This is a genomic window from Colwellia sp. C1TZA3 (assembly GCF_007954265.1).
Classification (GTDB): Bacteria; Pseudomonadota; Gammaproteobacteria; order Enterobacterales; family Alteromonadaceae; genus Cognaticolwellia.
This window is the reverse complement of the sequence record NZ_VOLS01000017.1, coordinates 34,853-59,404: the sequence shown is the minus strand read 5'-3', so window position 1 is coordinate 59,404 and position 24,552 is coordinate 34,853. Positions and strand designations below refer to the sequence as shown.

The window sequence follows — 24,552 nt, the reverse complement described above, 5'->3', positions numbered from 1 at the left end:
CTATGTTGCATGATAAGCCCTCAATAGAAAAACTTCGTTGGATTATGTCCGAGTTACGCAATCCTGAAACAGGTTGTCCTTGGGACCTGAAACAAACCTTTAGCTCTATCATTCCTCATACCCTTGAAGAAGCTTACGAGGTAGCTGACGCTATTGAGCAAGAAGATTTTACTGAGTTGGAAAAAGAGCTGGGCGATTTGCTGTTTCAAGTGATTTTTTATAGCCAACTTGGCGCGGAAGAAAAGCGTTTTGATTTTGATAGTGTGCTGAGCGCTATTTGTGAGAAGTTGATCCGCCGTCATCCCCATGTTTTTGCTAGTAGTGACTTTCAATCTGAGCAGGAAGTCAAAGCGAACTGGGAAAACGAGAAAATAAAAGAGCGTCAGCAAAAAAAAGATGATAAAAACTTAAGTATTTTAGCGGATATCCCGCGTAATTTACCAGCGCTATCACAGGCAGCAAAAATTCAAAAACGTTGTGCGCATGTTGGTTTTGATTGGCACCATATTGATGATGTTTTTGCTAAAGTTGCAGAAGAAGTGTTGGAAGTAAAAGCAGAATTACATCGCAATGATACTGCTTTAGCGGAAGAGTTAGGTGATTTAATGTTTGCCGTGGTCAATTTATGTCGACATGCTAAACAAGACCCTGAAGCGTTACTACGCCAAGCTAATAATAAGTTTACTAAGCGCTTTCATGGTGTTGAAGCGCAAGTGAATAATACCGATAAAAGTTTTGAACAACACTCGTTGGACGAGTTGGAAGGCTTTTGGCAACAAGTAAAAATTGCTGAAAAATCCTAGTGTTAATTTACGTTAATCAATAAAGTTTTCGAGGTAAGAATGAGTTCACTACCCACATTAGTCGACAGTAAAATAACGCTCAATAATAAAGTGCTTACCTTGACATTCAATCGCCATGACGTGCGTAATGCCTTAACAGGTACTGCCATTGCCGACGATATTGTTAATACCGTTGAATGGATTAATCGTACACCTGAAATAGCCGTGCTCATTATTACCGGTGAGGGCTCTGCGTTTTCTTCTGGTGGCAATATAAAAGATATGGCTGAGCGCGCCGGAGATTTTGCTGGCGATGTGCAAGCATTAGAAAGGCGTTACCGAGAAGGTATTCAGCGTATTCCACTAGCTTTACACAAATTAGAAGTGCCAGTTATTGCTGCGGTTAATGGCCCAGCAATAGGCGCGGGTTTTGATATTGCCAATATGTGCGATATGAGAATTGCATCAACCAAAGCTAAGTTTGGCGAAACCTTTGTTAACTTAGGTATTATTCCAGGCGATGGCGGAGCATGGTTTATGCAACGCTTAATTGGTTATCAAAAGGCTGCTGAGTTAACCTTTACTGGCCGTGTAATCGATGCGCTAGAGGCAAAAGAAATTGGCGTGGTATTAGACGTGGTTGAGCCAGAATACTTACTTGAAAGAGTACAAAAGCTAGCAAACGAAATAGCAGCTAAACCGGTAGCGTCGTTACGGTTAACCAAGCGTTTAATGAAGTTGGCACAACGCACTGAATTGCCCGATTTTCTTGATATTTGTGCGGTATTTCAGGGTATGTGTCATAACAATCCGGAGCATTTGAACGCGGTAAATACCATGATCGAAAAGTTGGCAAAATAACAATGACTTCGAAAGGGTTAACGAGTGTGTTAACCCGAGCAAGTATCCGCTCTCACTGCAGTTCATCCTTAATTTACTCTTAATGCATTCTCAGTTCGGTTTAAGCTGCTACTTAGCTTTCACACACAGTATCTAATGCATAAAACATTTTATTAGCTTACTTTAGCGGTTTTAAATGCGTTGATTTAAAACCCTACTTAACTTTTTAATAAAGTTATCGATAGCCGTTTTATCAATATCTAAATGCGTGACCAGTCGCATAGGGTTACCCGCAGATAACAGTATTTTATCTGTCTTTAACTGTTTGACTAAATTAGCAATATCAACACCTTCAGAGAATTTTGCGAAGACCATATTAGTTTCAACTTGCTCCAGATTGACTGAAATATCAGCAAGCTTGTTTAGGGCATGCGCTAAATATTTTGCATTAATGTGGTCTTGTGCTAATTTCCCCGGATTTTGTTCCAGTGCTATTTTGGCTGCTGCAGCGATAATACCGGCTTGGCGCATACCGCCACCAACCACTTTTCGCCAGCGTTTGGCCGTTTTTATTAAGACTTGTGAGCCGAGCAATATTGAGCCTATTGGGGCGCCAAGGCCTTTTGATAAGCAAATAGACACTGAGTCAACGTATTGGCAAATCTCTGTAATATCGACATTTAATGCGCTGGCCGCATTGTAAACTCGCGCACCGTCTAAATGTAAGGCTAAATTGTTTTGCTGAGTAAATTCACGTGCTTTTGCCATATAGATTAACGGCAGGACTTTACCGTTAATGGTATTTTCAATACTGAGTAAGGTGGTACGAGCAAAGTGAGAGTCGTCAGGCTTTATCGCTGCCGCCAGCTTTTTAAAGCATAAAGAGCCATCTTGCTCATTGGCGATCGGTTGTGGCTGAATCGAGCCTAAAATAGCCGCGCCACCGCCTTCAAACTTATAGTTATGCGCTTGTTGGCCACAAAGGTATTCATCACCGCGTTGACAATGTGCCATTAGCGCTAATAAGTTAGCTTGGGTACCTGAGCTACAAAACATCGCACTGGCAAAACCGTGCCGTTTTGCTGCCCAAGATTCTAGTTCATTAACCGTGGGGTCATCGCCATAGACGTCGTCACCCACCTCAGCGTTTGCCATCGCCATACGCATTGCTTTAGTGGGTCTAGTTACTGTGTCAGAGCGAAAATCAATCATGTGGCACCTTAGGTTTTAGGGCAAGTGGCTATTAAAAAGGCGTATTAATACCAATCCCATTAAGTTATTGCTCACTTGTACTAGTTAAAATAGCTCAAGGCTGTGTTGCTCTCACTCCCAATAGCCAGCTATTGCTCAATCGAGCGCCTTACCTTGAGTTATTTTTCCTGCGCACAACAAGATCACAAACTTAATGGAACTGGTATAACTCCATCTGTTAGCTAAATGGGGTTAATACGCCTGCAATTAATGTGTTGCGCGTGAAGGTTATTCTTCAGCGAGTTCAGCATTGTGATAAATATTTTGTACATCATCACAGTCTTCTAACATATTGATGAATTTTTCAAAATTAGCTAAGTCGTCTTCACCTGAAATTTCAGTATAGGTTTGTGGCACCCAAGTAATTTCTTCTACTTCTAGCTCATACTCAGACATGCTGGCTGCAAATTCTGTTTTAATTTTGAAGAATTCAGTATGGGGTGCGTAAACGGTAATAATACCGTCTTCAAGCTCAACATCAGTAACATCGATGTCAGCCATCATTAAGTTTTCTAAGACAATTTCATCGTCTTCACCTTTAAAGGCAAAGACTGCTTGATGATCAAACATGTGTGAAACGGTGCCTGATGAACCAATTTTTGAGTAAGTTTTAGTAAAACATTGACGAACATCTTTAATGGTGCGATTGCCGTTATCGGTTAAACAGTCAATAATAACCATACAATTGCCTGGGCCAAAGCCTTCGTAGCGTGACTCTACGTAATCTTCACCGCCAGCGCCTGTGGCTTTTTCTAACGCTTTTTCAATAACATGTGTAGGAACTTGATCTTTTTTTGCTTTTTCAATGGTCCGACGCAAGGCAAGGTTACCATCGGGGTCTACACCGCCATTTTTGGCTAGTACGTAAATTTCTTTGCCATACTTTGAATAAACTTTAGTTTTTTGACCCGCAGTTTTGGCCATTGATAATTTACGGTTTTGGTATGCTCTGCCCATCTGAATAAGTCTCGTCGCTGATAATTAAAATTTCTATACGCTAGATTCTAACGGGTAGCGTCCCCTATTTCTAGTACTTAGCCGATTTGAGCTTTCAAATCTTAAAAAAGCATGCAAAAATTTGCGTTAAGCCATACAAGTGCTTTGCTCAAAATATTGGCTAGAGCTATCGGTAAGCGTTAATGATTGGAGTTGTTAGTTGAATATAATTTTTGTTGCTGATATTTTTGGCCTAACTGACGAGTTTAAGCATTTATGTCAGCAAGTTACTGCCCAAGTTGAGCAATGTCTTGGCGCTGCAAAAAGGTATGGCGTTAAATGCCATATGATTGGCCCTTATCAAAACCAACCGATATTATTTACCTGTGAGCATGACGCTTATCAGTATTTTATCAAAAATGTTAGGGTAGAGGGCTACGTTAACAAACTAGCAGAAAAACTGTTGGCAATATCAGGTAGTAAACTGTTAGTGGGCTTTAGTGTCGGTGGTAGCGCTATTTGGCAGTTAAATTCACCAAGTGCTGTTAAGCAAAATTTAGGGGTTATTTGTTTTTATAGTAGCCAAATTCGACAGATGACGCAGCTAACACCAAATATTCCAACTAGGTTAATTTTACCTGCTACCGAGCAACATTTTTCAGTTGCAGACTTGCGAGTAGCTTTACAAGAAAAAGCAACGGTTACCCTTGAGCAGAGTGAACACTTACATGGCTTTATGAATGTGTTGTCAACGAACTATAATAGCGATGCTTATCAGTATTACGTTAAGAGGCTAGCGGATTTATTATCAAGACAATACTCACAGCATATTTTGGAAGAAAAAATGCTGTAAGTATTAGATAAAGGCATTAATGGTAAATAGACAAGCCTAACTCTTGGGCTAAACTGGCGACTAAATTTGTGCCAATTACTGAGTTACCAAAGCTATTTAATGGTGGGCTCCAAGTACAAATAACACCATAGTTAGGCACTATCGCAATAACCCCACCGCCTACGCCACTTTTTGCTGGTAAGCCAATAGAGAAAGCAAATTCGCCAGACTGATCATACATACCACTGGTTGATAATATCGCATTAACGCGATGGGCATCTCTTGGCGTACAAATAGCTTCTTTAGAAATCGGGTCGATACCTTTATTCGCTAAAAATAGTAGGCTAGTTGCCAGTTGCTCACAACTCATGGCGACTGAACATTGGGTAAAGTAATGGTTTAATACCTCAGGTATTTCTGATTCTATATTGCCAAAACTTTTCATTAAATAGCCTAATGCTGCGTTTCGGCTACCATGGGCTAATTCTGATTGGTAAACATAGTTGTCGATATAAATACTGTCATCATGAGCTAACGAGCGCATAAAACTTAAAAAGGCTAACTTACTAGAAGAAAAGTGGCTAGTGAGTACATCAGCAACTAACAAGGCTCCAGCGTTTATTACTGGATTTCGAGGAATACCTTTCTCCCACTCTAATTGGATAATCGAGTTAAAGGGTTGTCCAGACGGCTCCATATTAACCCGTTGCCACAAATCATCGCCGATGCGGTTCATTGCCATAACCAAACCAAACACCTTTGAAATACTTTGAATCGAAAAGGGCTCTTGGTAGTCGCCAGCACCGACAGTTTTACCGTCAATAGTAGATACACAAACGCCCATTTTTTCAGGGCTGACTTCAGCTAAGGCAGGAATATAATTGGCTACTTTACCTTGAGTATAGAATTCTTGCTGTGCTGCGAGTAAGGTTTGTAATTTAACCTGCAAGTTGGAAATGTCTTTTATCATATAACGGACTTGTTTATCTTTTGAATGGCTTGCAATAAAGCATGAAAGACCTACATTATGCACAAAAAATGAGACATGCCTAGCGCTTTGTTAGCCTTGCTATATTTAGGCTAATAAATCACTAACAATGTAATTTTACTTGTTGCTCTTCTAGCATGAAAACTTCATTTATTTTAGACAGTTGCAATCTTAGTTTAATCATTTTAATGCTGTATTTTATTTTACTATTATTGAGTGGTGTTATGGTGGTTTTGACATTATTCATTGCCTTGGTAATAGCGTTATAAATTATACTAATGAATAATGCCGTCTTTTTTTACTCAACCTGCCACTGACTAATCGAGATATGCTTAATTTTAGTTATCAAGCTAATGGTTGAGCTCATTTTGTGAAGTATAGTGTTGACCATTTGTCTGCTCCTGGTTGAAAAATAACAGTGTTAATCAGATAACGCTGTTATTTTCTCTACTTTATTTATTGGTAAAAGTTGTTTTATTTTTTGTAAATTACCGACTGTAATCGGGTTGTTGTCAATGCTAACGGCAAGCTCAAAGTCTTCTAATGCCGCGGTTAACTGATTTTTTTTGTACCTAGCAACACCACGGTTACTGTAATTAAGTGAGGTTAAATAGCGCACTTTGCTACTTTGACGAGTGATAGACTTTATGCTGTCGATCGCCTCTGTACAGGCTAACTCTGATTTGTTGCTCTGTGTAGATTGCAAGTAAGCAACGCACAAATTCATTTTACGGTCATAAAAATCTTTACTACTTTCACTAGCGATTAATTTGCTTATACCTGACTCTACTTTACCTTTACTTATGTCCGCAGTACCCATAGCACCTTTTACGACAGCCACTTGAAATATTGCTGCATTGGCTAAAGTTGTATGGCTGGTACTTAATAATAAAGTGGCTAATAGTGTATTTTTTAATATGGTTTTGTTCATGTTTTTTTCTCTATATTTGTTGTGCATCAAATTGATACAAAATCAATATAAAGGTAAGCCCAATAACTGACAAACGATTAGAATACACTTATCAAGTGAATAAAATTCAATTGTCTAACGATAGGTTAACTGCATTGTCAGGGCGCAATTTACTCAATGTTGCACATCAGCATTTAACGCTTATAAGCTTAAGGGCTTAAATTGTGAAGGTTTCCTTTACCCATTGAGCAAACAAAGTCAGCTCTGTATGGTTGTCCATATTCTCATGCTGAATAAGATAGTACTTATCATTGGTATTTAATTCCTCGTCAAATAACTTTACCAGCAGTTGCTCACTGAACCAGGCCTTACTCATTGGTAATGGCACCAATGCAACCCCCATGCCTTGTTGTGCTGCTCGAACTACACCATACATGCTGTCAAATTGGATGATTTGTTTAGGATCAAAATCGTCGACATTATTCTTGTCGGCCCATTGATGCCAAGACCATGGGCGTGATTGATGCAAAAGTAACGGTGTGGTTTTTAGAGCAGAAAATCCGACGTTTTTTAACTTCTTATAAATTTTTTTGTTACAAGCAGGGGCATAACGAATAGGAAATAACTCTTGAACTATTTTTGCATTAGGCTTGCCATTGGCAAGCACAATAGATAAATCGGCAGACCGCGATGGCTCGCTGCCAGACTTAACTGTTTCAAGCTGTAGGTTAATGGTTGGGTTATTTTGAGACCACTCCGATAAACGGGGAATAAATAATTCGCTGGCAAAAAACTCTGGCAAACTGATGACAATAGTTTGATTTTGTTGTTTTTGAGTAAATTCGGCTATGGTTGATTCTAATTGATTAATTAACGGTTGAATTGATTGGTAAAACTGTTTTCCTGCACTGGTAAGTTCAATAGTTCTGGTACCACGATTGAATAAAACGATCCCTAATTGTGTTTCAAGTTGTTTTATTTGATGGCTAACGGCTGAGGGAGTTAAAAATAATTGTGCTGCGGCATGTTTAAAGCTTAAACATTTTGACGCTACGCAAAATGAGCGTAGGCCACGTATAGGTGTTTGAATTGGCATAGTTAACATTTTTTAATAAAGACAAAAGCTATATAGCAAAACTTAAGCCGTAATTTAACTAATTGATTTTATATGTTTTATTTTATTATTTAAACTTTAAAATACTTGTTAATGCACCATAATAGTGTGCTTGCACCAAAATAATGTTGTTGATAAAAAATAAAGAAAAAAAAGGACATCTATTGATGCCCTTAAAATGAAACAAATTAACTATGTAAAAATGTTTATTGAACCGGGGGGGACCCAAAAACAAGTTCATCTTAAGGTTATGCTCTACTGCTAGCAAACGAGATAAATTCACTTAATAGATGATTTTTTTTCATTCATAAGCTCAATAATAAGGCAATGTTGGATACGCTGCACTGCATTTACTACTTTTTATTTCAGTTTTAGCTAAAACTGAAATAAAAAATCTACTTAGCTTAGTCGCTCGTAAAATAAGCTACTGGCTTAGGAAAAAAACTGCCTGCAAGCAACTATATTTTTTTGTTAATATTATGTATAAAAAAAGTGTGTTGTAGGGGTTTTCCCCTGTATGTTATAGGGAATGATCCTGATGTTTTTATTAGCTGAGTTCGAGTTAAATAAAAACACACTTTTACATGGGTAGATAAAAATATGAAATCTATAATAAAAAACATGGCATTGACCATGTCAATCGCAGGTATCAGCTTAAGTGCAACCGCTGCTGCAGTTATTGGTTCTCAACTAGAGCAAAAATTACAAAATATGACCGCAACTGACCGCGTAATGGTTGTGGTTTCTTATGATCAACTAGATGCTTTAACGACTACCCAGCTACAAAGCTTATTAAATTTTGGTTTAACGCAAGGTGTCCAATTTAAATCACTACCTATTATTGGCGTAATGGCGAGTCCTGGTCAAATTAATCAATTAGCCGTTATGCCGGGTATTCGTTCTGTATTCGCTAACCGTTCGTTGGAATATTACAACGCAGAAGCACGTGAGATAACCGGTGTAGAAAAATTACAATCAAGCGCATTTGAAAACAATAATGGCATGAAATTTACTGGCAAGGGCGTCACCGTTATTGTTAACGACTCGGGTATTGATGCGACTTTAGATGATTTAGAGTATGGCACTAAAGTTGTTGAAAATGTTCAAGGCATCACCCATGCTCAAGCGCTTTCTTTAACGGGCGTTGATGGTGTGTGGATTGAAGGTCAACCTAACACGGACTTAAATGTTGGTCATGGTACACATTGTGCGGGCACTGTTGGCGGCTGGGGCACTCGCTCTGACGGTAAATATAAAGGTGCCGCACCCGGTGCCGATATTGTAGGTTATGGTTCAGGCGCGGGTCTTTCTATTTTAGATGCTCTAGGCGGTTATGATTACGCGATCAGTAATGTTTGGGCTTTTAATTCTCCCATTCGTGTGATGAGTAACTCTTGGGGTTCTAGTGGTAAATATGATCCCGCAGGCCCGATATCTTTAGCGTCATATAAAGCCCACAGACTCGACATTATCTCAGTATTTGCTGCCGGTAATAGTGGTTCAGGCGAAGACACTCACAATCCATATGCACAAATTCCATGGGGGCTGTCGGTAGGTGCTAGTACTAAGCAAGGCGATTTAATTGATTTTTCATCACGCGGAAAACGCGGTGAAACAGATGATTTTACTATGCCTGATGGCTCACCTTGGACCTATAAGAACGAAGTAACTATCGTTGCACCGGGGGTTGATATTATTTCAACCCGCGCTAAGACCAATGTCGCCTCTAATGGCGGTGCTAACGATGTTGGCGTTATTGAAAACGAATACTTACCTTTTTACACCAGAATTTCGGGTACTTCGATGGCAGCGCCTCATGTGGCTGGTATTGTTGCCTTAATGTTAGAAGCTAACCCTGATTTAACAAATTTACAAATAAAAACTATTATTCAAGCAACAGCCACTAATATGCCAGGCTATCAATCTTGGGAAGTGGGTGCTGGCCATGTCAATGCTTATGCGGCGGTAGCCGGTGCATTAGCTTATGACGAGCAAAATAGTGTTACGGTTAATAACCTTAATACCTTTAATGCTAATGCAATCGTTATCGATGATGACGCGCCTGAGCCATTTAGTGTTTTATTTACACCGGTTGGTGAACCTGAGGTACATTTATTTAACGTTGCTGATGATGCTGCATGGATTAGTGCTTCATCTGAAACGCTTGCCAATCTGGTTAAACTTAAATTGGAAGCACCAGACGGCACAATATACTTGGGTAACTTAACCACACCAGTATTGAGCAGCACCATGCGAGTTTCTGCGCCAGCACAGGCTGGAGAATGGAAACTGTCTGCTTTTGGCATAACCTCTTTGTCAGGTGTACAAGCTGACCCAACCGGCACCACTAATGGCCCAGGTATTCCTGAGTTTATTGAGGGTGACATTTCAATTTTAACCTCTGGTGGCTATGACGGATTGAACGATATTGCCGGTCATCCTGCTGAAAAAGCAATTGAATTTGCGGTAAGTGAGCGTTTAATTGATAGTAAAGGCGATAAGACTTATCGACCTAGTGCTGACTTAAAACGTCAAGACTTAGCGCAATTTTTAGTCATGGGCATGTCAATTAGACAACATCGTGATTTATTAAATGAACAAAAAACTGTCTTTACTGATGTCCGTAGTCAACATGCTCCTTTTGTTGATGCAGTAACAACTATTGGTTCTGCGCTAAAAGATAGCGTGCAAAATCAATTTCCGGTCATCCTATCTCATGGCAGCGAGTTTAGCCCGCACCACAATGTCAGTAAGCAAGCACTGGCTTATTCATTAGTGCAAAGTCTTGGGTTAGAAACACAAGCATTAGATTTTTCGGGTGAATTAACGGTTGACTATAATGGTGAGCGTATTGCTGTGATCGACTCAAGTGCTGTGACACCGGTATTAAAAGGTTATGTTCAAGCGGCGATAGATATGTCATTAATGAGAGTGCGTTTCGCACTAGAACAAGGCCCTTATGGCTTATCTCCGACAGTCGTTGCGTACTTTGAGCCAAAAAATAATATTAAACGTGGTGATTATGCGGTTATTATTGGTCGAGTATATGACGGTTATTTGCGTTAATCGTTAGCAGTATGAAGGTAAAAACCAACCTGATAGTAGGTTGGTTTTCTTGTTATTAAATTAGCCTTAATACTTGCTAATTTGCTACTTTCAAAGTAGCTTCTACTAGGTAAAACATATAAAAATCTGAGTAAATTATCAGGTTCATATCCAGAGGACAAATGATGTTGCACATAAAAAGTATCACGATAAAAGTTTTGGCAGCGACAGCCATTCTTTTGAATACCATATCTTTCGCGTCTGAACCATTATCAGTTGACGTGCAGGGTAATAAAGTAGAAGTTATTGTCCATTTGCCCGGTGATATCTCTGCAGACCTGACCTTACAGTTTGAAAATGCTGTTGGCTTAACTAGAGATAGTTTAGGGTTAAGTGCAGAATTAATCGATGTTACCTCATTAGACATTATTGACCGCTTACCTAATGGACTAAACATTACTCCTGCAGCAGCTTTTCCAATGATGATCACCATCGAACCTAAAGCAAATACTGGTTTTTCGTTCTCGGGTGTTGCGACAGTTGATCTACATACTCATAACCTAGAATATACTGCTGGCACGCCTCTTCGCTTCTTTAAAGCACCATTAAACGGGGATTTTAAAGATATTACCGAGACCTTAGGCTCTGGAAGTCTGCGTACTCGTGGCACAACAGGCAAATTTTCTCAATTTATAATTGTGGCGGATTTACGTGCACCTATAGTGGTAGTAGAACAAAAAATTAGTGATTTACAAACAGCGCTAAATGCATTCTCTCCACAAATAAATGCTGCGGTTTATTCAGCGTTATTACAAGATATTAACGAGATTAATCAGTTAATATCAACACAAGATTATAACACCGCCAGTAATAAGCTTAATGCGTTTAATCGCCGTATTAACGATAACCGTGGCATTAATATTCCGGATGTGTGGCGCTCAAGCCGAGATATTCGCAATATTGCCGGTGAGTTGATGGCATACGCAAATACTTTGCGATTTAGTTTGCGTTTAATTGATTAACACGCAACCATTTTTTATATGGAGGTTTTGTCATGCCAGCCAGAATTACGGTTTGTTATTCTAATCAACCGGCAGTAGAAAGTTTTCTTTATGAAGACAGTGGCTACCGTTTAGGGCGTTCAAATGAATGTGAGCTTTTATTAGATCACCCGACGGTTTCTCGCCAACATGCTAAAGTTGCGCATACAAATAAAATTTGGCAACTTAAAGATGAGCGCAGCCGCAATGGCACAAAAGTAAACGGGATTGCCATCACACAGTCCACGTTAAATACTGACGCATTAATATCGATTGGTGAGCTAGACTGTTTATTTGAAACAAAATCATCTGAACAACTTGATGCTATTATTTCGCATAATCAATGGCGCTTATCAAGGAGTCAATCACCAATATCAACCCCTTTAACAGAACACTTACAAGACAATTTATCGGCACAATTACAAAATATTATTATGTTAACTGGTACTCAGCGTGGCATTATTTTATTGGGTGATACCCTACAAACCTTAAGGGTTAGCATTGCTCATGGTATGCAATTAGCTGATTTTAAATTAGCTAAATTCGAAGGCAGTGTCGGCGCTATTACTCGCTGCTTTGAGTCTGGACAAGCGGTTATTGCCATGGATGTTACTCGTCATGAACTGTTAAGCGCACGTAAGAGTATAGAAACTAAAAAATTTCCGCATTAGCCTGCATCCCTTTGCTCTATGAAGATAAAGTCGTGGGTGTTGTTTACACTGACAGTAAAATATCTGATAAAGTACTGACTGAATTAGATATTGAAATTTTAAGCACTATGAGCCAGCAAATTCAAGCATCAGTTCAAGCAATATTACTACAACAATCGATTGATTTGTTGCAACAAATTCTCGATGATGACTCAATACAGATATCTGGTAAAAAAAACGCTAGTTTGCTTAATTTCTGCCATTAAATTTTATTAATACATAGGCTGTATGAGCACTCCTGAAAATTTAAAACCAACTAAACCTGTTGAAGATCGACAACAGGAAACGCAAGTTATTCAATCAGGCAATTCACTAGCAATAGGTGAATGCCTAGTTGGGCGATTTATAATAAAAAATTTGCAAGGCAGAGGACGTTACGGCTGTGTTTATAGCGCGTACGATCAGCAACTCGATGCTGTTATTGCCATTAAGGTGCTTGATAAATCTCTCAGCCAAAATGCAAAAAATTTAGCTGATTTTAAAAATGAATTGTTATTAGTTCGCCAACTTAGTCACCCTAATATTATTCGTGTCCATGAATATTATCAGCATCAAGATTTACACTTCTTAACCATGGATTGGATAGAAGGTAGTAGCTTAGAAGAAATTATCGCTAGTCAAGCCCTGTCTATCAAGCAAGTTCATACTATTATTGAACAATTACTCAGCGGTCTTGCCTTTGCGCAGCAAGCAGGCGTAACGCATAAAGATATTAAGCCCGAAAATATCATGATAGACACCTCGGGTCGGCTCTATATCGCTGATTTTGGCCTTTCGGTGCTGAATAAAGAAAGTACCTCGGTTAGCGTGTCAGGCACGCCGCACTATGCGCCACCTGAATATCTGCAATTGGGTAAAATCAATGCCAGCACAGATTTATATGCTGTGGGTATCGTTATTTTCCAACTCTGTTGCCAATGTTTGCCGTTTACTGGTGATTCTATTAATGAAATCATACAATGCAAGTTACTTAATAAAGCTAAATTTAGCCCTACCAACGTCGAACTTAATCTTCTAAAACCTTGGCTGTTATCGTTAATTTCAGCACATCCCGCATCGCGGCCGATAAATATTGCACTGGCACAGCAGCAATATATCGTATTAGCAGCAGATAAAAAAACGCCAACAAAAATACCCTTGTTTTATATTTTTTTCGCACTAATGCTGGTTGGACTCTTTGTTATGCTTTGGTTTTATAATCAACCAAAGCCAATCAAATCTAGTGCCAAGAATCACTATGCTGTGGCTATCTTGCCGACGTCGACCAAAGATGAAGAGTTTGATCAAACATTCGCTGATTATTTAAATTATCGATTAAGCGAGGTCAAGAGTTTACGGGTAATAGAGCAATCAAGACTTAAGCAACTATTAATTCAACTAGGGATTAACTTACCGTTAGATGAAAGCAAAATTGAGTTAGTTACTGATTTACTGCAAGTTGATTTACTGATTAGCCCACAAATGATTATTGCAGGTACCAAAGCGAAAGAAATCAAAATTGAATTGATCTTCGTTGATGGCTTTAAAGTCCATCGTGAGACCTTGCTACAGGAAAGTTTTGACGAAAAAAGCTGGCAAAGTTCTTTAATCAATTTTGTCGATAACTTTAAACAACGCTTAGCCATAGAAGCGAATACCACACAGACCTTGTCATATGATCCTAACCCATTAATTGATTTATTCGCCATTAAAGCTTTTATTTCACAAAGTCAGTTTGAAAAAGCACAACAAGCGCTAAGGCTAATACTAAGTAAAAATCCTGAGTCGGCTCAAACCTGGCTACAACAAGGTGAGCTAAACCTTGCCCAAAACTTAATTTTAGAAGCGGAGCAAGCTTATGGTAAGGCTGCGGAATTTAGCACTGCTAATTCTTATACTGCAAAGCTAGCAAGCGCCCGATTAAATGATTTAGCGGGTAAAACTGAGCAAGCGCAAATCGACTACTTAACTTTAGTGAATGCTTTTCCTTATAACATTGAGTTTAAAATGATGTTGGCAGAGTTTTATTTTTTAATTGAGCAACATGAAAAAATGGAATCGCTATTACTCGACGTTGTAAACATTGATGCTAATCACCCCAAAGCCTGGTTTATGCTCGGCAGAGCGGCATTTTTACAAGGGGATTTTGAAAAAGCACTGAATGAATATTTTGTTAAAGCGTTGGTAACAGCAAAGAAATTAAAAAATCAATACAAAGAAGCTGAAGCATTAAATGCTTTTGGTGTGGTATATGAGCAGTTAGGTGAAACCAAATTAGCTTTTGATTATTATCAAGAAGCGTTAGTAATTAGAAAAGTGAGCGGCGATTTAGCGGGTGCCACTACGACCATGACTAATTTAGCACCTATGCACGTAGCTATAGGTGAGTATCAAAAAGCTGAACAATATTTAAAAGCAAGTTTAGAAATTTATCAGCAGTTAAACGATCAAGAAGGTCTTTCCAATATTTACAATGAACTTGGCAACTTGGCGGAAGAGCAAGCTTTGTACCAAAGTGCTTTAGAGAATTACCGTCAGGCCTTAAATATTCGTGTCGATTTGGGCAATCTCATGCTGCAAGCAGAGAGTATGAACAATATAGGTTATAGCTATTTCATGTTGCTTGACCCAGAGCATGCTCTGGTTTATTGGCGTCAATCAGAGCAGTTATATCAACAAATTCAATTTCCAATTGGCATTATTCATGTCAGGCAAAATTTAGCTCAGTTGGAGCTAGCAAAAGGTAATTGGCGTAATGCTTATCATCTCTTTAATAATACCTTGGCAGATGCGAATCAGCTTAATAGTACTGAAGAAGCACTAGTATCACACAGCTACCTAACTAAATTAGCTTTTTTACAAGGTAACTTTCAATCAAGCATTACAGAGTTGATGGCGCTTTATAAGGAAGCAGAAAAATTGCATGATGTTAGAGCCATAGCACAGCTTGGCCTCTGGTTAGCTGATTGGTCTCTGCAATTGGGTGATGTTAAAAAAGCAGAAGAACATCTGGCTAAAATTAGCACTATCGTCTCGACTTATGGCAATAAAGAATACAAAACTACCTACCGATTTTTAATCAATCAAAATAAAAGTAGTGTCACAAGCACAAGGTCCGATACTAATGAAGTTGTTGCTGATCATGCTCATCAAGTCATTTATATCCGTCAGTTAATCGAGCAAACAAAACAAGCGTTGCGTGCGGGAAGTAAAGATATTCGTGCTAATTTGGCGCCATTAGCAAAAATAGATTTTGGTCTTTATCAATATCAGTATATAGAGTATTTAGAGTTGTTAGCTGTACAGCAATACTATGCACAGGCATGGACTGGCTTAAAAAGTACCTTGCGAGAATCCGATCTTTTATTAAGAAAAATGGGCGATTATTGGCGCAGTTTTCAATTTGATCGCTTACGTGCACAATTAGCGATTGCACAGCAACAGGAATCGGAAAAATATCATGAAAAAGTTCGTAAAAAGCTTAAAAATCTGATGATAAACTTACCAACAGAAACGTCCTCAAGCTTCTTAGAAAAGCAAAATTATTATCAATTAAATGACTCGTTTCAGGAATTACTGCGTAATGAGCAATAATATGGATATGACTAAGTTGGTGGCTCAGCTGAATGAAAAGCAAAAACAAATATCCCAGCAATTATACATGGGTAATGAGCAAATGCGTGGTTTAGCCAAGCGTGTTTGGCGAGTTCAAGAAGATGAGCGCAAACATATTGCTCAAGAATTACATGACGGTGTCGGACAACTTTTAACCGCTTTAATCAATCAATTACAACAAGTACAAAAAGGCGAACCAACAATTGCCTTAAGTGAAAGTATTGATTTAGCGCGCCAAGCCCTGTCGGATACTCGGGTTATTTCTCGGTTAATGCGGCCAAGGATCCTAGATGATCTTGGCCTTATTCCCGCTCTAGAATGGTTAGTGAGGATTATGGGTGAGCCAGAAGATGCAGAAATTGAATTCCATCATCAGATAAATGCTGAAATAGATAGCGATACTCAAACATTGGCTTTTCGTGTTATACAAGAAGCCCTGACCAACGCCATTAAACATGCCCAAGCTAAAACTATTACCCTAAATGTTATTGCCACAAGCAAACTGCTAATGATTAAAATAAACGATGATGGTGTCGGCATGGCACTGGGTACAGAAAATAATCCAGATGGCTTTGGCTTAGGTGCTATGCGAGATAGGGTCAGTGCCTTTGGTGGCCAGTTAACCATTAATTCATCACCTAACCAAGGTTGCGAAATCAAGGTTTTAGTGACCGGAAGGGAAATGCCATGATCAGTGTACTTATTGCCGATGACCATACTATTTTACGTCATGGTCTGGTCAGCTTATTAAGCAAAGATGAAAGTATTCGTGTTGTGGCTGAGGCTGCAGACGGATTAGAAGCGATTAAAAAGGCGCTGGAATTAAGGCCGACGGTTATTGTTATTGATATAAGCATGCCGGTACTTAACGGTATGGAAGCGGTCAAACGTCTACATGAGCAATTGCCTGAGTCTAAAGTGCTCGTGCTTACCATGCATGAAGAACAGGAATATGTCATACATATGATCAGAGCCGGCGCTTCAGGCTATCTATTAAAAGATAGTGCGGGTGATGAGTTAATTGATGCGGTGAAAGCGTTAGCTCAAGGAAAAACTTATTTCAGCCAATATGCCGCTAGCGTTTTAGCCACTCAATACAATAAACCAGCAGGTAATTGGCAAGACCCTTATAAAAATTTGACTAACCGTGAACGCGAAGTGTTTCACTTGATTATCGAAGGTAAAACCACAAAGGAAATCGCTCGCTCTTTAGAGATTAGTGTCAAAACCGCAGAAAACCATCGTGGCAAAGTATTAGAAAAACTCAGTGTCGCCAATGCCGCTGAACTAGTGCGCTATGCGGCTAAGCACCACTTACTGCTATAAATCAGGTGTTTTGCCCTATTGCTTATAGGGGTTTATCCTGATTCTTTAATGCCTTGATGTTTGAGATGCTCGTTATATCAAAACCAATAAGGTATTTCCAATGCTTAAAACTAAAATAAAAAATAAATTGCTAATTGCTGGTCTTATGGGAGCAGGATTAATTTTATTGTCTGCTAGTCTATCTGCTAAATCATTAGGTCCTGAATTACATGGCTTGCTGTCAACCGCTGCTGTTGATGATGTTTTTGAAGTGATAGTGACATTTGATGGTGAAGGTGCAATAAACTCTGAACGTTTAAATGTTATAGAAGCTGCGGGTGTTGTCGGTGGTATTAGTTTTAAAACCTTGCCTATTGTTGGCATTAGTGCAACAAAAGCGCAAGTTGAACAAATATATGCCTCAAATAAAGTCCGTTCTGTTTATTTTAACGCACCGCTATCATTAGAAAATGATGGCGCAACACAAATTACGGGTGTTGAGCGTTTACGTGCTGACTCAAGTATGCGCATTCAAGGTCTGCCATTTTCAGGTCGCGGTATTGGTGTTGTGGTTAACGACTCGGGTGTTGACGGCACGCACACTGATATTAAATTCCCAAATCATGTGGTGCAAAACGTATTAGCGCAAACTAACTTACATTCATTATCAGATATTTTGCCAATTACTTATCAAGAAGATACGGCCAATACAGATATTGCTGGCGGTCATGGTTCACATGTTGCGGGTATTATCGGTGGTAATGGTGCTATGTCGGTTGGTAAATACCAAGGTGTAGCTCCAGGTGCTAACATTATCGGTTACGGCTCAGGCGCAGGTCTATTTATTTTAGACACGATTGGCGGTTTCGATTACGCATTAACACATCAATATGATTACAATATTCGCGTTATATCAAACTCTTTTGGTAGTACCAGTGATACAGGTACAGACTTTAACCCAGATCATCCAACCAACGTTGCCACCAAAGCACTATCAGATAATGGTGTCATCGTGGTTTTCTCAGCCGGTAACTCTGGTAGTGGTGAAGCGACTATTACCGGTAACTTTAAAAAAGCCCCTTGGGTTGTCACCGTTGCAGCAGGCGATAAAGCAGGTAGGTTGGCTGACTTTAGTTCACGTGGTGTGAAAGGTAATGGCGGCGAAGTAACCGTTGATGGTGAAGTATTTCATTGGCAAGACCGTCCTACCGTTACTGCCCCAGGTGTTGACATTATTTCTGTACGTGCATCACTATCAAGCTTAAGTGCCTTAAGCATTAGCGATGACAGTGAAGTAATGGCGCCTAATCAAGTACCTTATTACACGACTATGAGTGGTACATCAATGTCGGCTCCTCATGTTGCTGGTATTGTTGCCCTGATGTTAGAAGCCAACCCAGAGCTATCATGGCGTGAAGTGAAAGCGATTTTACAAGCAACCGCAACCAATATGCCAGGTCGTGAAACTTGGGAAGCCGGTGCCGGTTATGTTAATGCTTATGCCGCGGTTAAATCGATAGTGGATGACAGCCTAAACTTCGGCACTACGACGAAACTTGAACGTACATTTAATGCCCAAGTGTTAACCTCGGTAGAAAAAAAATATGCTGACTCTGTACCTTATAGTCCAGCTAGTGATGACGGCATTACGGTTGAAGTGAGTGATGTGGCTTCTATGGTGATGGTGCGCGCTAATGTTGATGATAATACCGTAGGACTTTCTTTGGTTAGTCCCTCAGGTAAACGTTATAGCTCTAGTATCTCTCTACCCGTTTTAGGTCAAAATATCGCGGTAACAGCACCGGCTGAAGCGGGTGATTGGACACTTAGCGCTAATGGTATTGGTGGTATTTCAGGTGTTGAAGCTGACCCAACAGGCATAAGCAACGGTTATGCCGTTCCGGGTGATATTGATGTCACCATTAAAATTATCAAAACTGACGGTTATACTGGACTTGCTGATATTGAAGGTCATGCTGCACAAGCATTTATTGAATACGCGGTAAGTGAAGAGTTAGTTGATGCTAACGCTACTGGATACCAGCCTAATACAATATTGTCACGCCAAGACCTAGCTGACTTTTTAATCTTAGGAGCTGGTATTCGTCAATCTAATCTAGCGACAACCAATGCTTTTAACGATGTTGCTGTTGATGCTAAATATGCTGCAGCAATTAATGCGGTGAACTCAACAGGTGCTGCACTGCGCAACACCGAACAAACACAAGCGCCAGTGTTATTAGGTAGCTTGACTGACTTTAATCCACAAGGTGCTGTTGACCGCACGCAATTAGCTTACTCGTTAGTACAATCATTGGCATTACAACCTTTAGCTGAAAGCTTCAGCGGTGATATTACCGTGGTTTTTCAAGACCAACGTGTAGCCTTAGCAGACCAAAGCGCTATTGCTACTGAATTTAAAGGTTACGTTCAATTGGCATTAGATTTAGGCATATTAAACGCATATTTTGCTATCGAACAAGGTGCTTTAGATTTAGAACCTACCATTACCGCAAACTTTAACGGTACTAATGTGCTCTCTCGCGGCGATTACGCGGTAGCTGTAACACGATTTTTAAACAACTATTAATAGTTAAAAGAGCTCTAGTAGCAAAGCCCACCCGTTTGATTTAGGTGGGCTTTTTATTTGTTGCGATGGTTTGGAAATATTAAAGACCTTACTACTAGAGCGTATTTTTATTTAACCATTCGCTAGTTAATTCATCTGAAAATTAATAAAAGGTAAATTCTAATGAAATTTAAATTTTTCAAAAAAGTATTCATTGCTTTAGTACTATCTTTAAGTTGTTTAGTCAATTTGGCAAATGCTGGCTTAATCACTATTGGCGCGTTAACCAGTAATGATGACGGCTCTACTAACGTCATTAGTGATACGCGAAATAACCGTGAGTGGCTAAGATGGGATGAATTAGCCAATTTAACTTACTTGGAAACTTTGGTTCAGACGACATCACTTGTTGGCCCTTATTCAGATTGGACTATAGCGGGCGTAGAAGAGGCTACGGAGTTTCTGAATGCACTATATAACGGTGCTGATCACGGATGCGTTGACAATGATACAAGTGAAATATTTTGCAAAGACAACCTCGGCTTCTCAAGTGCAGAATACACTGCGCTGTTGGGCGACTCATCAACACGTGGCGTTAGCAGTGCTGATACTGTATGGTTTTACGATGATGCATGGGTCTTCGATGGTGTTGATGTGGTCACTAACGGCAAAGCAAGTTTTTTAAACCTAACGTCAGGGGGCAGCAATAGAAAATACAATAGCTCCCATACCATAGTTGAAACTGATACTTATGCGCATACAAGTGATGCATCTATTGGCTGGTTAATGTTTAGACAAAGCGCTGTACCTGCTATGGTACCTGAGCCTTCAACACTTGTTATTTTTGCGATAGGCTTGATGGGATTAGTCTCACGTCGATTTAAGAAAAAGTCTTAAATTTTGACATAACAACAATTTGACTAATTAACTGATTTACTTTTTCATCAGTAAAAGTAGATAAATATAAGGCATAAAACTTATACCAGTTACATTAATTATCTACTTTGCGCAGATAATTAATGTAACGGCTGCAACGCTACTTGTAAGTCTTTTACACTATTGCTTTGGGCGCTCAGTAGCAATCTGATTACATCAAGAAACTTTTGCAACAAACAATATTATACCAATTTTATTAATTAAGTGATCTACTTTTTCATGAGGAAAAATGGATAAATACAAGGCATAAAATTTAGTAATACCAATCCCATTAAGTTATTGCTCACTTGTACTAGTTAAAATAGCTCAAGGCTGTGTTGCTCTCAATCCCAATAGCCAGCTATTGCTCAATCGAGCGCCTTACCTTGAGTTATTTTTCCTGCGCACAACAAGATCACAAACTTAATGGAACTGGTATAAGTAGTTATCTACTTATAAATTTTATAACGCTGTAGTTATTCATTTTAACCATTAAAAATGAGCAGGTAATTAATCAACTTGGTATTATACTTAGTACATTCTGCTTGCTCTAAGTTCGCGACTGAAGCGCTAAAGTGACGGGTTTATTGTTTAAACTGTTATACGATATTGATAAAAAATAAAAAATAAAAAATAAAAAACTTGATTTTTAAACTAATGCTATTTTGGACCATCCAGTGCTCGAGCATCTCCAACAACGCCCTTTGAGGGCGTAAAACGCACCCAGACATCGCCTGTCGATAGATCAAATACCAGTCGGCGGTGACCAAACTCACCAACATGTGCCAGCAAAATATCTGCCCCTTCACTCATTAACAAAGTGAATGCAGCCGCGGTGTTTTTTTCACCCATAGGGAGTTTCTCAACTGGGTCTAATGTTGGGTCTGGATACTTATCATACATGTTACCGCCGCCAAAAATTTTCACCTGATAATCTTTCAGTCGCGTGCCTTTTCTTTCTACTGAGCGTTTGAATAACTCGATACAATCTTCAGCATATCTAGGGTCTAATACTGCTCCTAGTGGTATGCCATCCGGCCTAGCGAGTGCGAAGTGGCACATGCCGCCGATACAAAGTTTTGGGTGCCAGATGGTGATAGAAATGCAGGAGCCCAAAAGCGTATGTATATAAGTACCGGCCTTATCAAAACAATAATCTCCGGCATGTAGAACCACCTTTTTTTCATCATAATTCATTTCAAAAGTCTCTGGGGATTTATTTACCAGCATGTAACAAGGCGTCGGCTATTTTATTGAGTGCTAAGACTCGGTTAGTCCCGCCCCTAAGCACAGCCTCTTTGGGCATACCATAAACGGCACTACTTTTTTCATCTTGAGCACAAGTCCAAGCACCTGCGTCAAACAATTCTCTCATACCTTCAGCGCCATCATCGCCCATGCCAGTAAGAATAGCGGCTACCGCGTTAGGCCCTGCATATCGGGCAGCAGAGCGAAACAGTACATCGACCGAAGGGCAGTGACGAGACACCAGCGGACCGGTTTTAATTTCGACGTAGTAGCGTGCGCCACTGCGTTTAATTAAGGTATGCTTATTGCCGGGCGCGATTAATGCTTGTCCTATTAATACCGTATCGCCATCTTGTGCTTCTTTTACGCTGATATTGCACAGGCTATTTAAACGCTCGGCAAAAGATTGCGTAAAGCCTTCAGGCATATGTTGAACAACCACGATACCTGGACAGTCTAAAGGCATTGCTTGAAGCACTTCACGAATAGCTCTTATTCCTCCTGTTGAGGCGCCAATTACCATGATCTTATCAGTGGCTTTTAGCCTTACGTGTGCGTCAGGTTTTTCCAGCATCACATCGGCACTGAGTTTTTCTCTGGGTAATAACCTGGTTTCATTTTTTATACAAGGTTTGACCTGAGCGACGCTTTTTACAGCGTCGGTGATCAGCACTCGTGCTTCTTTTAGGAATGCTTGGGTACCGACAAGGGGTTTTTGGATAATATCTACCGCACCCGCCTCTAGTGCATGCATCAGTGTTTCAGTACCCTCGCCAACATATGAAGAACAAATAACCACAGGTATCGGGTGTTGACTCATAATTTTCTTTAGAAAGGTCAAACCGTCCATGCGTGGCATTTCTATATCTAGGGTGATGACATCAGGTATGACATGTTTTAGCTGTTCCGCGGCAACATAAGGATCTGTTGCGGTTGCAACGACCTCTATTTGTGGATCGGTATCGAAAATATCTTTTAGCGTCTCGCGAACCACAGCAGAGTCATCAATGATCATAACTTTAATCTTTTTCATACTGACCTCTAAATCTCGTTTTTTTGATAAACAGTGGGTACTAGTTGTTTAAAGCTTTTAGATCTATCTGCGATGGTTTCAGAATGACCAATAAACAGTAGTCCGCCTTGAGTGAGTGAATGTGAAAATCGATCAATAATCTGGCTTCGATCTTTGTCATTAAAATAAATCATCACATTACGACAAAATATAATATCGAATCGCGGCTGAAATTTATATTCATCCGTCAAGAGATTAAAAGTGCCAAAGTTGACCTTATTCCTTAACTCTGGCCCCATACAGACCAGATTTTTAGTCTGGTCTTTTGAACGCAAGAAATAACGTTTACGCATCGCCATAGGCACGGGGTCAATCCGATCATGCTCGTAAGTTGCATTGCGTGCGGTGACTAGACAACTATTAGAAATATCGGTCGCATAAATGCTAAATTGCAGTCCAGGTAACTCTCGAGATAGTTCCATTAGTTCAATAGCCAAAGTATAGGGCTCTTCGCCTGATGAACAACCAGCACTCCATATTCTTAATGGCTTTTTCCAGCCCTGTAGATGCAAAGGCGCTAGGGTGTTTAGTACATGGTGGCGCAGGGTCTGAAAATGGTCCGGCTCCCGATAAAAATCAGTCTTGTTGGTGGTGATAGCATCTAGTAGGTGTAGGCGTTCTTGTTTATCTTGGTTAGAGTTGAGCACGACATTAATATATTGGTGCAGAGACGGATAACCTGTCTTGCGTTGGCGCTTGCGCAGACGCCCCTCTATCAACGATACCTTAGATTCGGGCAGTTGAATGCCCGCTGTTCGTTCAATATACTCGGCCACCAGTTTATGATCGTTCCGGCTGAGCGAATCCTGCACAATAGTTGTTTTATTAGCACACATCTGGGCCATTCGCTTGACGGGTTAAAGCGTTGTCTAGAAGTTCTGCATCCGTAAGTTGGACAGTATCAAGGACGTCTTCCAGTTGATTTTTCGAAAACACCCTGGGCAAATCAAGGATGACAATAAATTCCTCATCCCGTTTACCCATGCCACTAATAAAATGCGTATCAATGCGGTTACCAATGCGTGGCGGTGGACTGATCTGTCCCTCGCCCAGCGTGATCACTTGTTTTACTGCGTCGACGAGGATACCTATACGGTTATTCTCGCCTTCAACGGTTACGTCAACAATAACGATACAGGTCTCGACTGTGCTAGCGATAATGTGCATGTCAAATTGGCGGCGCAGGTCAACAACGGGTACCACATTGCCACGTAAATTGATAACACCGAGCATAAAATCAGGAGTGCGCGGCACCGGTGTCACCTTACGGTATTCGAGCACTTCCTGTATCTGACTGATATCGGTGCCATAGAGTTCCTTATCAAGCAAAAATGTGAGTAACTGCAGGGGCTCTTGGGCAGTTGTGCTCGCGGTAATTTCTTTAATATTTGACATGGTGCT

At 39.9% G+C, this 24,552-nt stretch carries 21 protein-coding genes; 12 read left to right on the top strand and 9 right to left on the bottom strand.

The window, feature by feature from the left end; all coding sequences use genetic code 11:
- Nucleotides 1–2 precede the first annotated feature (2 nt).
- Both mazG and ESZ39_RS07285 read left to right on the top strand, forming a co-directional pair.
- A complete protein-coding gene (gene mazG / locus ESZ39_RS07290; protein ID WP_146879251.1) occupies nucleotides 3–803 on the top strand; it encodes a nucleoside triphosphate pyrophosphohydrolase in 801 nt (266 codons plus the stop codon).
- A 39-nt stretch (nucleotides 804–842) separates the two neighbouring features.
- Nucleotides 843–1,643 carry an enoyl-CoA hydratase-related protein gene (locus tag ESZ39_RS07285; protein ID WP_146879250.1) on the top strand — a complete coding sequence of 267 codons (801 nt, stop codon included), beginning with the start codon at nucleotides 843–845 and terminating at the stop codon, nucleotides 1,641–1,643.
- Nucleotides 1,644–1,814: 171 nt separating this feature from the next.
- Here the strand turns inward: ESZ39_RS07285 and ltaE are convergent, their stop codons facing one another.
- Nucleotides 1,815–2,834 (bottom strand): low-specificity L-threonine aldolase, encoded by a 1,020-nt coding sequence (gene ltaE, locus ESZ39_RS07280; protein ID WP_146879249.1) that lies wholly within the window; start codon nucleotides 2,832–2,834, stop codon nucleotides 1,815–1,817.
- A 267-nt stretch (nucleotides 2,835–3,101) separates the two neighbouring features.
- Nucleotides 3,102–3,830 (bottom strand): YebC/PmpR family DNA-binding transcriptional regulator, encoded by a 729-nt coding sequence (locus tag ESZ39_RS07275; RefSeq protein ID WP_146879248.1) that lies wholly within the window; start codon nucleotides 3,828–3,830, stop codon nucleotides 3,102–3,104.
- A 199-nt stretch (nucleotides 3,831–4,029) separates the two neighbouring features.
- Here ESZ39_RS07275 and ESZ39_RS07270 point away from each other — a divergent pair, with 199 nt between their 5' ends.
- On the top strand, nucleotides 4,030–4,662 hold the full coding sequence (locus ESZ39_RS07270; RefSeq protein ID WP_146879247.1) for a dienelactone hydrolase family protein: 633 nt from the start codon (nucleotides 4,030–4,032) through the stop codon (nucleotides 4,660–4,662).
- Nucleotides 4,663–4,678: 16 nt separating this feature from the next.
- On the opposite strand, the gene glsB is transcribed toward ESZ39_RS07270, so the two are convergent.
- The 3 genes from glsB to ESZ39_RS07255 form a co-directional block, all read right to left on the bottom strand.
- On the bottom strand, nucleotides 4,679–5,611 hold the full coding sequence (gene glsB, locus ESZ39_RS07265; protein ID WP_146879258.1) for a glutaminase B: 933 nt from the start codon (nucleotides 5,609–5,611) through the stop codon (nucleotides 4,679–4,681).
- A 439-nt stretch (nucleotides 5,612–6,050) separates the two neighbouring features.
- Nucleotides 6,051–6,560, bottom strand: coding sequence for a tetratricopeptide repeat protein (locus tag ESZ39_RS07260; RefSeq protein WP_146879246.1), 510 nt, complete (start codon nucleotides 6,558–6,560; stop codon nucleotides 6,051–6,053).
- Between the two features lie 196 nt (nucleotides 6,561–6,756).
- Nucleotides 6,757–7,629: a LysR substrate-binding domain-containing protein gene (locus ESZ39_RS07255; protein ID WP_146879257.1), complete on the bottom strand. Its 873-nt coding sequence runs from the start codon at nucleotides 7,627–7,629 to the stop codon at nucleotides 6,757–6,759.
- A gap of 624 nt (nucleotides 7,630–8,253) precedes the next feature.
- Between ESZ39_RS07255 and ESZ39_RS07250 the strand changes: the two genes are divergently transcribed.
- The 9 genes from ESZ39_RS07250 (at nucleotide 8,254) to ESZ39_RS17955 (ending at nucleotide 20,813) form a co-directional block, all read left to right on the top strand.
- Nucleotides 8,254–10,719, top strand: a complete 2,466-nt coding sequence (locus ESZ39_RS07250) for a S8 family peptidase (protein WP_146879245.1) — start codon at nucleotides 8,254–8,256, stop codon at nucleotides 10,717–10,719.
- 161 nt (nucleotides 10,720–10,880) lie between these two features.
- Nucleotides 10,881–11,720: a DUF6689 family protein gene (locus ESZ39_RS07245; RefSeq protein WP_146879244.1), complete on the top strand. Its 840-nt coding sequence runs from the start codon at nucleotides 10,881–10,883 to the stop codon at nucleotides 11,718–11,720.
- A 32-nt stretch (nucleotides 11,721–11,752) separates the two neighbouring features.
- The gene (locus ESZ39_RS07240; RefSeq protein WP_146879243.1) at nucleotides 11,753–12,409 is read left to right on the top strand and encodes an FHA domain-containing protein; all 657 of its coding nucleotides are present in this window, start codon (nucleotides 11,753–11,755) and stop codon (nucleotides 12,407–12,409) included.
- Nucleotides 12,410–12,441: 32 nt separating this feature from the next.
- Complete coding sequence (locus tag ESZ39_RS07235) at nucleotides 12,442–12,654, top strand: hypothetical protein (RefSeq protein ID WP_146879242.1); 213 nt, start codon at nucleotides 12,442–12,444, stop codon at nucleotides 12,652–12,654.
- Nucleotides 12,655–12,676: 22 nt separating this feature from the next.
- Nucleotides 12,677–16,021: a serine/threonine-protein kinase gene (locus ESZ39_RS07230; protein WP_146879241.1), complete on the top strand. Its 3,345-nt coding sequence runs from the start codon at nucleotides 12,677–12,679 to the stop codon at nucleotides 16,019–16,021.
- Entirely contained in the window at nucleotides 16,011–16,733 is a 723-nt protein-coding gene (locus ESZ39_RS07225; protein ID WP_146879240.1) for a sensor histidine kinase, read from the top strand. The genes ESZ39_RS07230 and ESZ39_RS07225 overlap by 11 nt, the downstream gene beginning before the upstream one ends.
- Nucleotides 16,730–17,368: a response regulator transcription factor gene (locus ESZ39_RS07220; protein WP_146879239.1), complete on the top strand. Its 639-nt coding sequence runs from the start codon at nucleotides 16,730–16,732 to the stop codon at nucleotides 17,366–17,368. Before ESZ39_RS07225 ends, ESZ39_RS07220 begins: the two co-directional genes overlap by 4 nt.
- 100 nt (nucleotides 17,369–17,468) lie before the next feature.
- Nucleotides 17,469–19,937: a S8 family serine peptidase gene (locus tag ESZ39_RS07215; protein WP_146879238.1), complete on the top strand. Its 2,469-nt coding sequence runs from the start codon at nucleotides 17,469–17,471 to the stop codon at nucleotides 19,935–19,937.
- 162 nt (nucleotides 19,938–20,099) lie between these two features.
- Entirely contained in the window at nucleotides 20,100–20,813 is a 714-nt protein-coding gene (locus ESZ39_RS17955) for a PEP-CTERM sorting domain-containing protein (RefSeq protein WP_223270281.1), read from the top strand.
- Nucleotides 20,814–21,491: 678 nt separating this feature from the next.
- Here the strand turns inward: ESZ39_RS17955 and ESZ39_RS07205 are convergent.
- The 4 genes from ESZ39_RS07205 to ESZ39_RS07190 form a co-directional block, all read right to left on the bottom strand.
- Complete coding sequence (locus tag ESZ39_RS07205; protein WP_223270280.1) at nucleotides 21,492–21,893, bottom strand: chemotaxis protein CheD; 402 nt, start codon at nucleotides 21,891–21,893, stop codon at nucleotides 21,492–21,494.
- A 154-nt stretch (nucleotides 21,894–22,047) separates the two neighbouring features.
- A complete protein-coding gene (locus ESZ39_RS07200) occupies nucleotides 22,048–23,112 on the bottom strand; it encodes a chemotaxis response regulator protein-glutamate methylesterase (RefSeq protein WP_146879236.1) in 1,065 nt (354 codons plus the stop codon).
- Between the two features lie 8 nt (nucleotides 23,113–23,120).
- Nucleotides 23,121–23,987 carry a CheR family methyltransferase gene (locus ESZ39_RS07195; protein ID WP_146879235.1) on the bottom strand — a complete coding sequence of 289 codons (867 nt, stop codon included), beginning with the start codon at nucleotides 23,985–23,987 and terminating at the stop codon, nucleotides 23,121–23,123.
- Nucleotides 23,977–24,546: a chemotaxis protein CheW gene (locus tag ESZ39_RS07190; protein ID WP_146879234.1), complete on the bottom strand. Its 570-nt coding sequence runs from the start codon at nucleotides 24,544–24,546 to the stop codon at nucleotides 23,977–23,979. The genes ESZ39_RS07195 and ESZ39_RS07190 overlap by 11 nt, the downstream gene beginning before the upstream one ends.
- Between the last annotated feature and the right edge of the window lie 6 nt (nucleotides 24,547–24,552).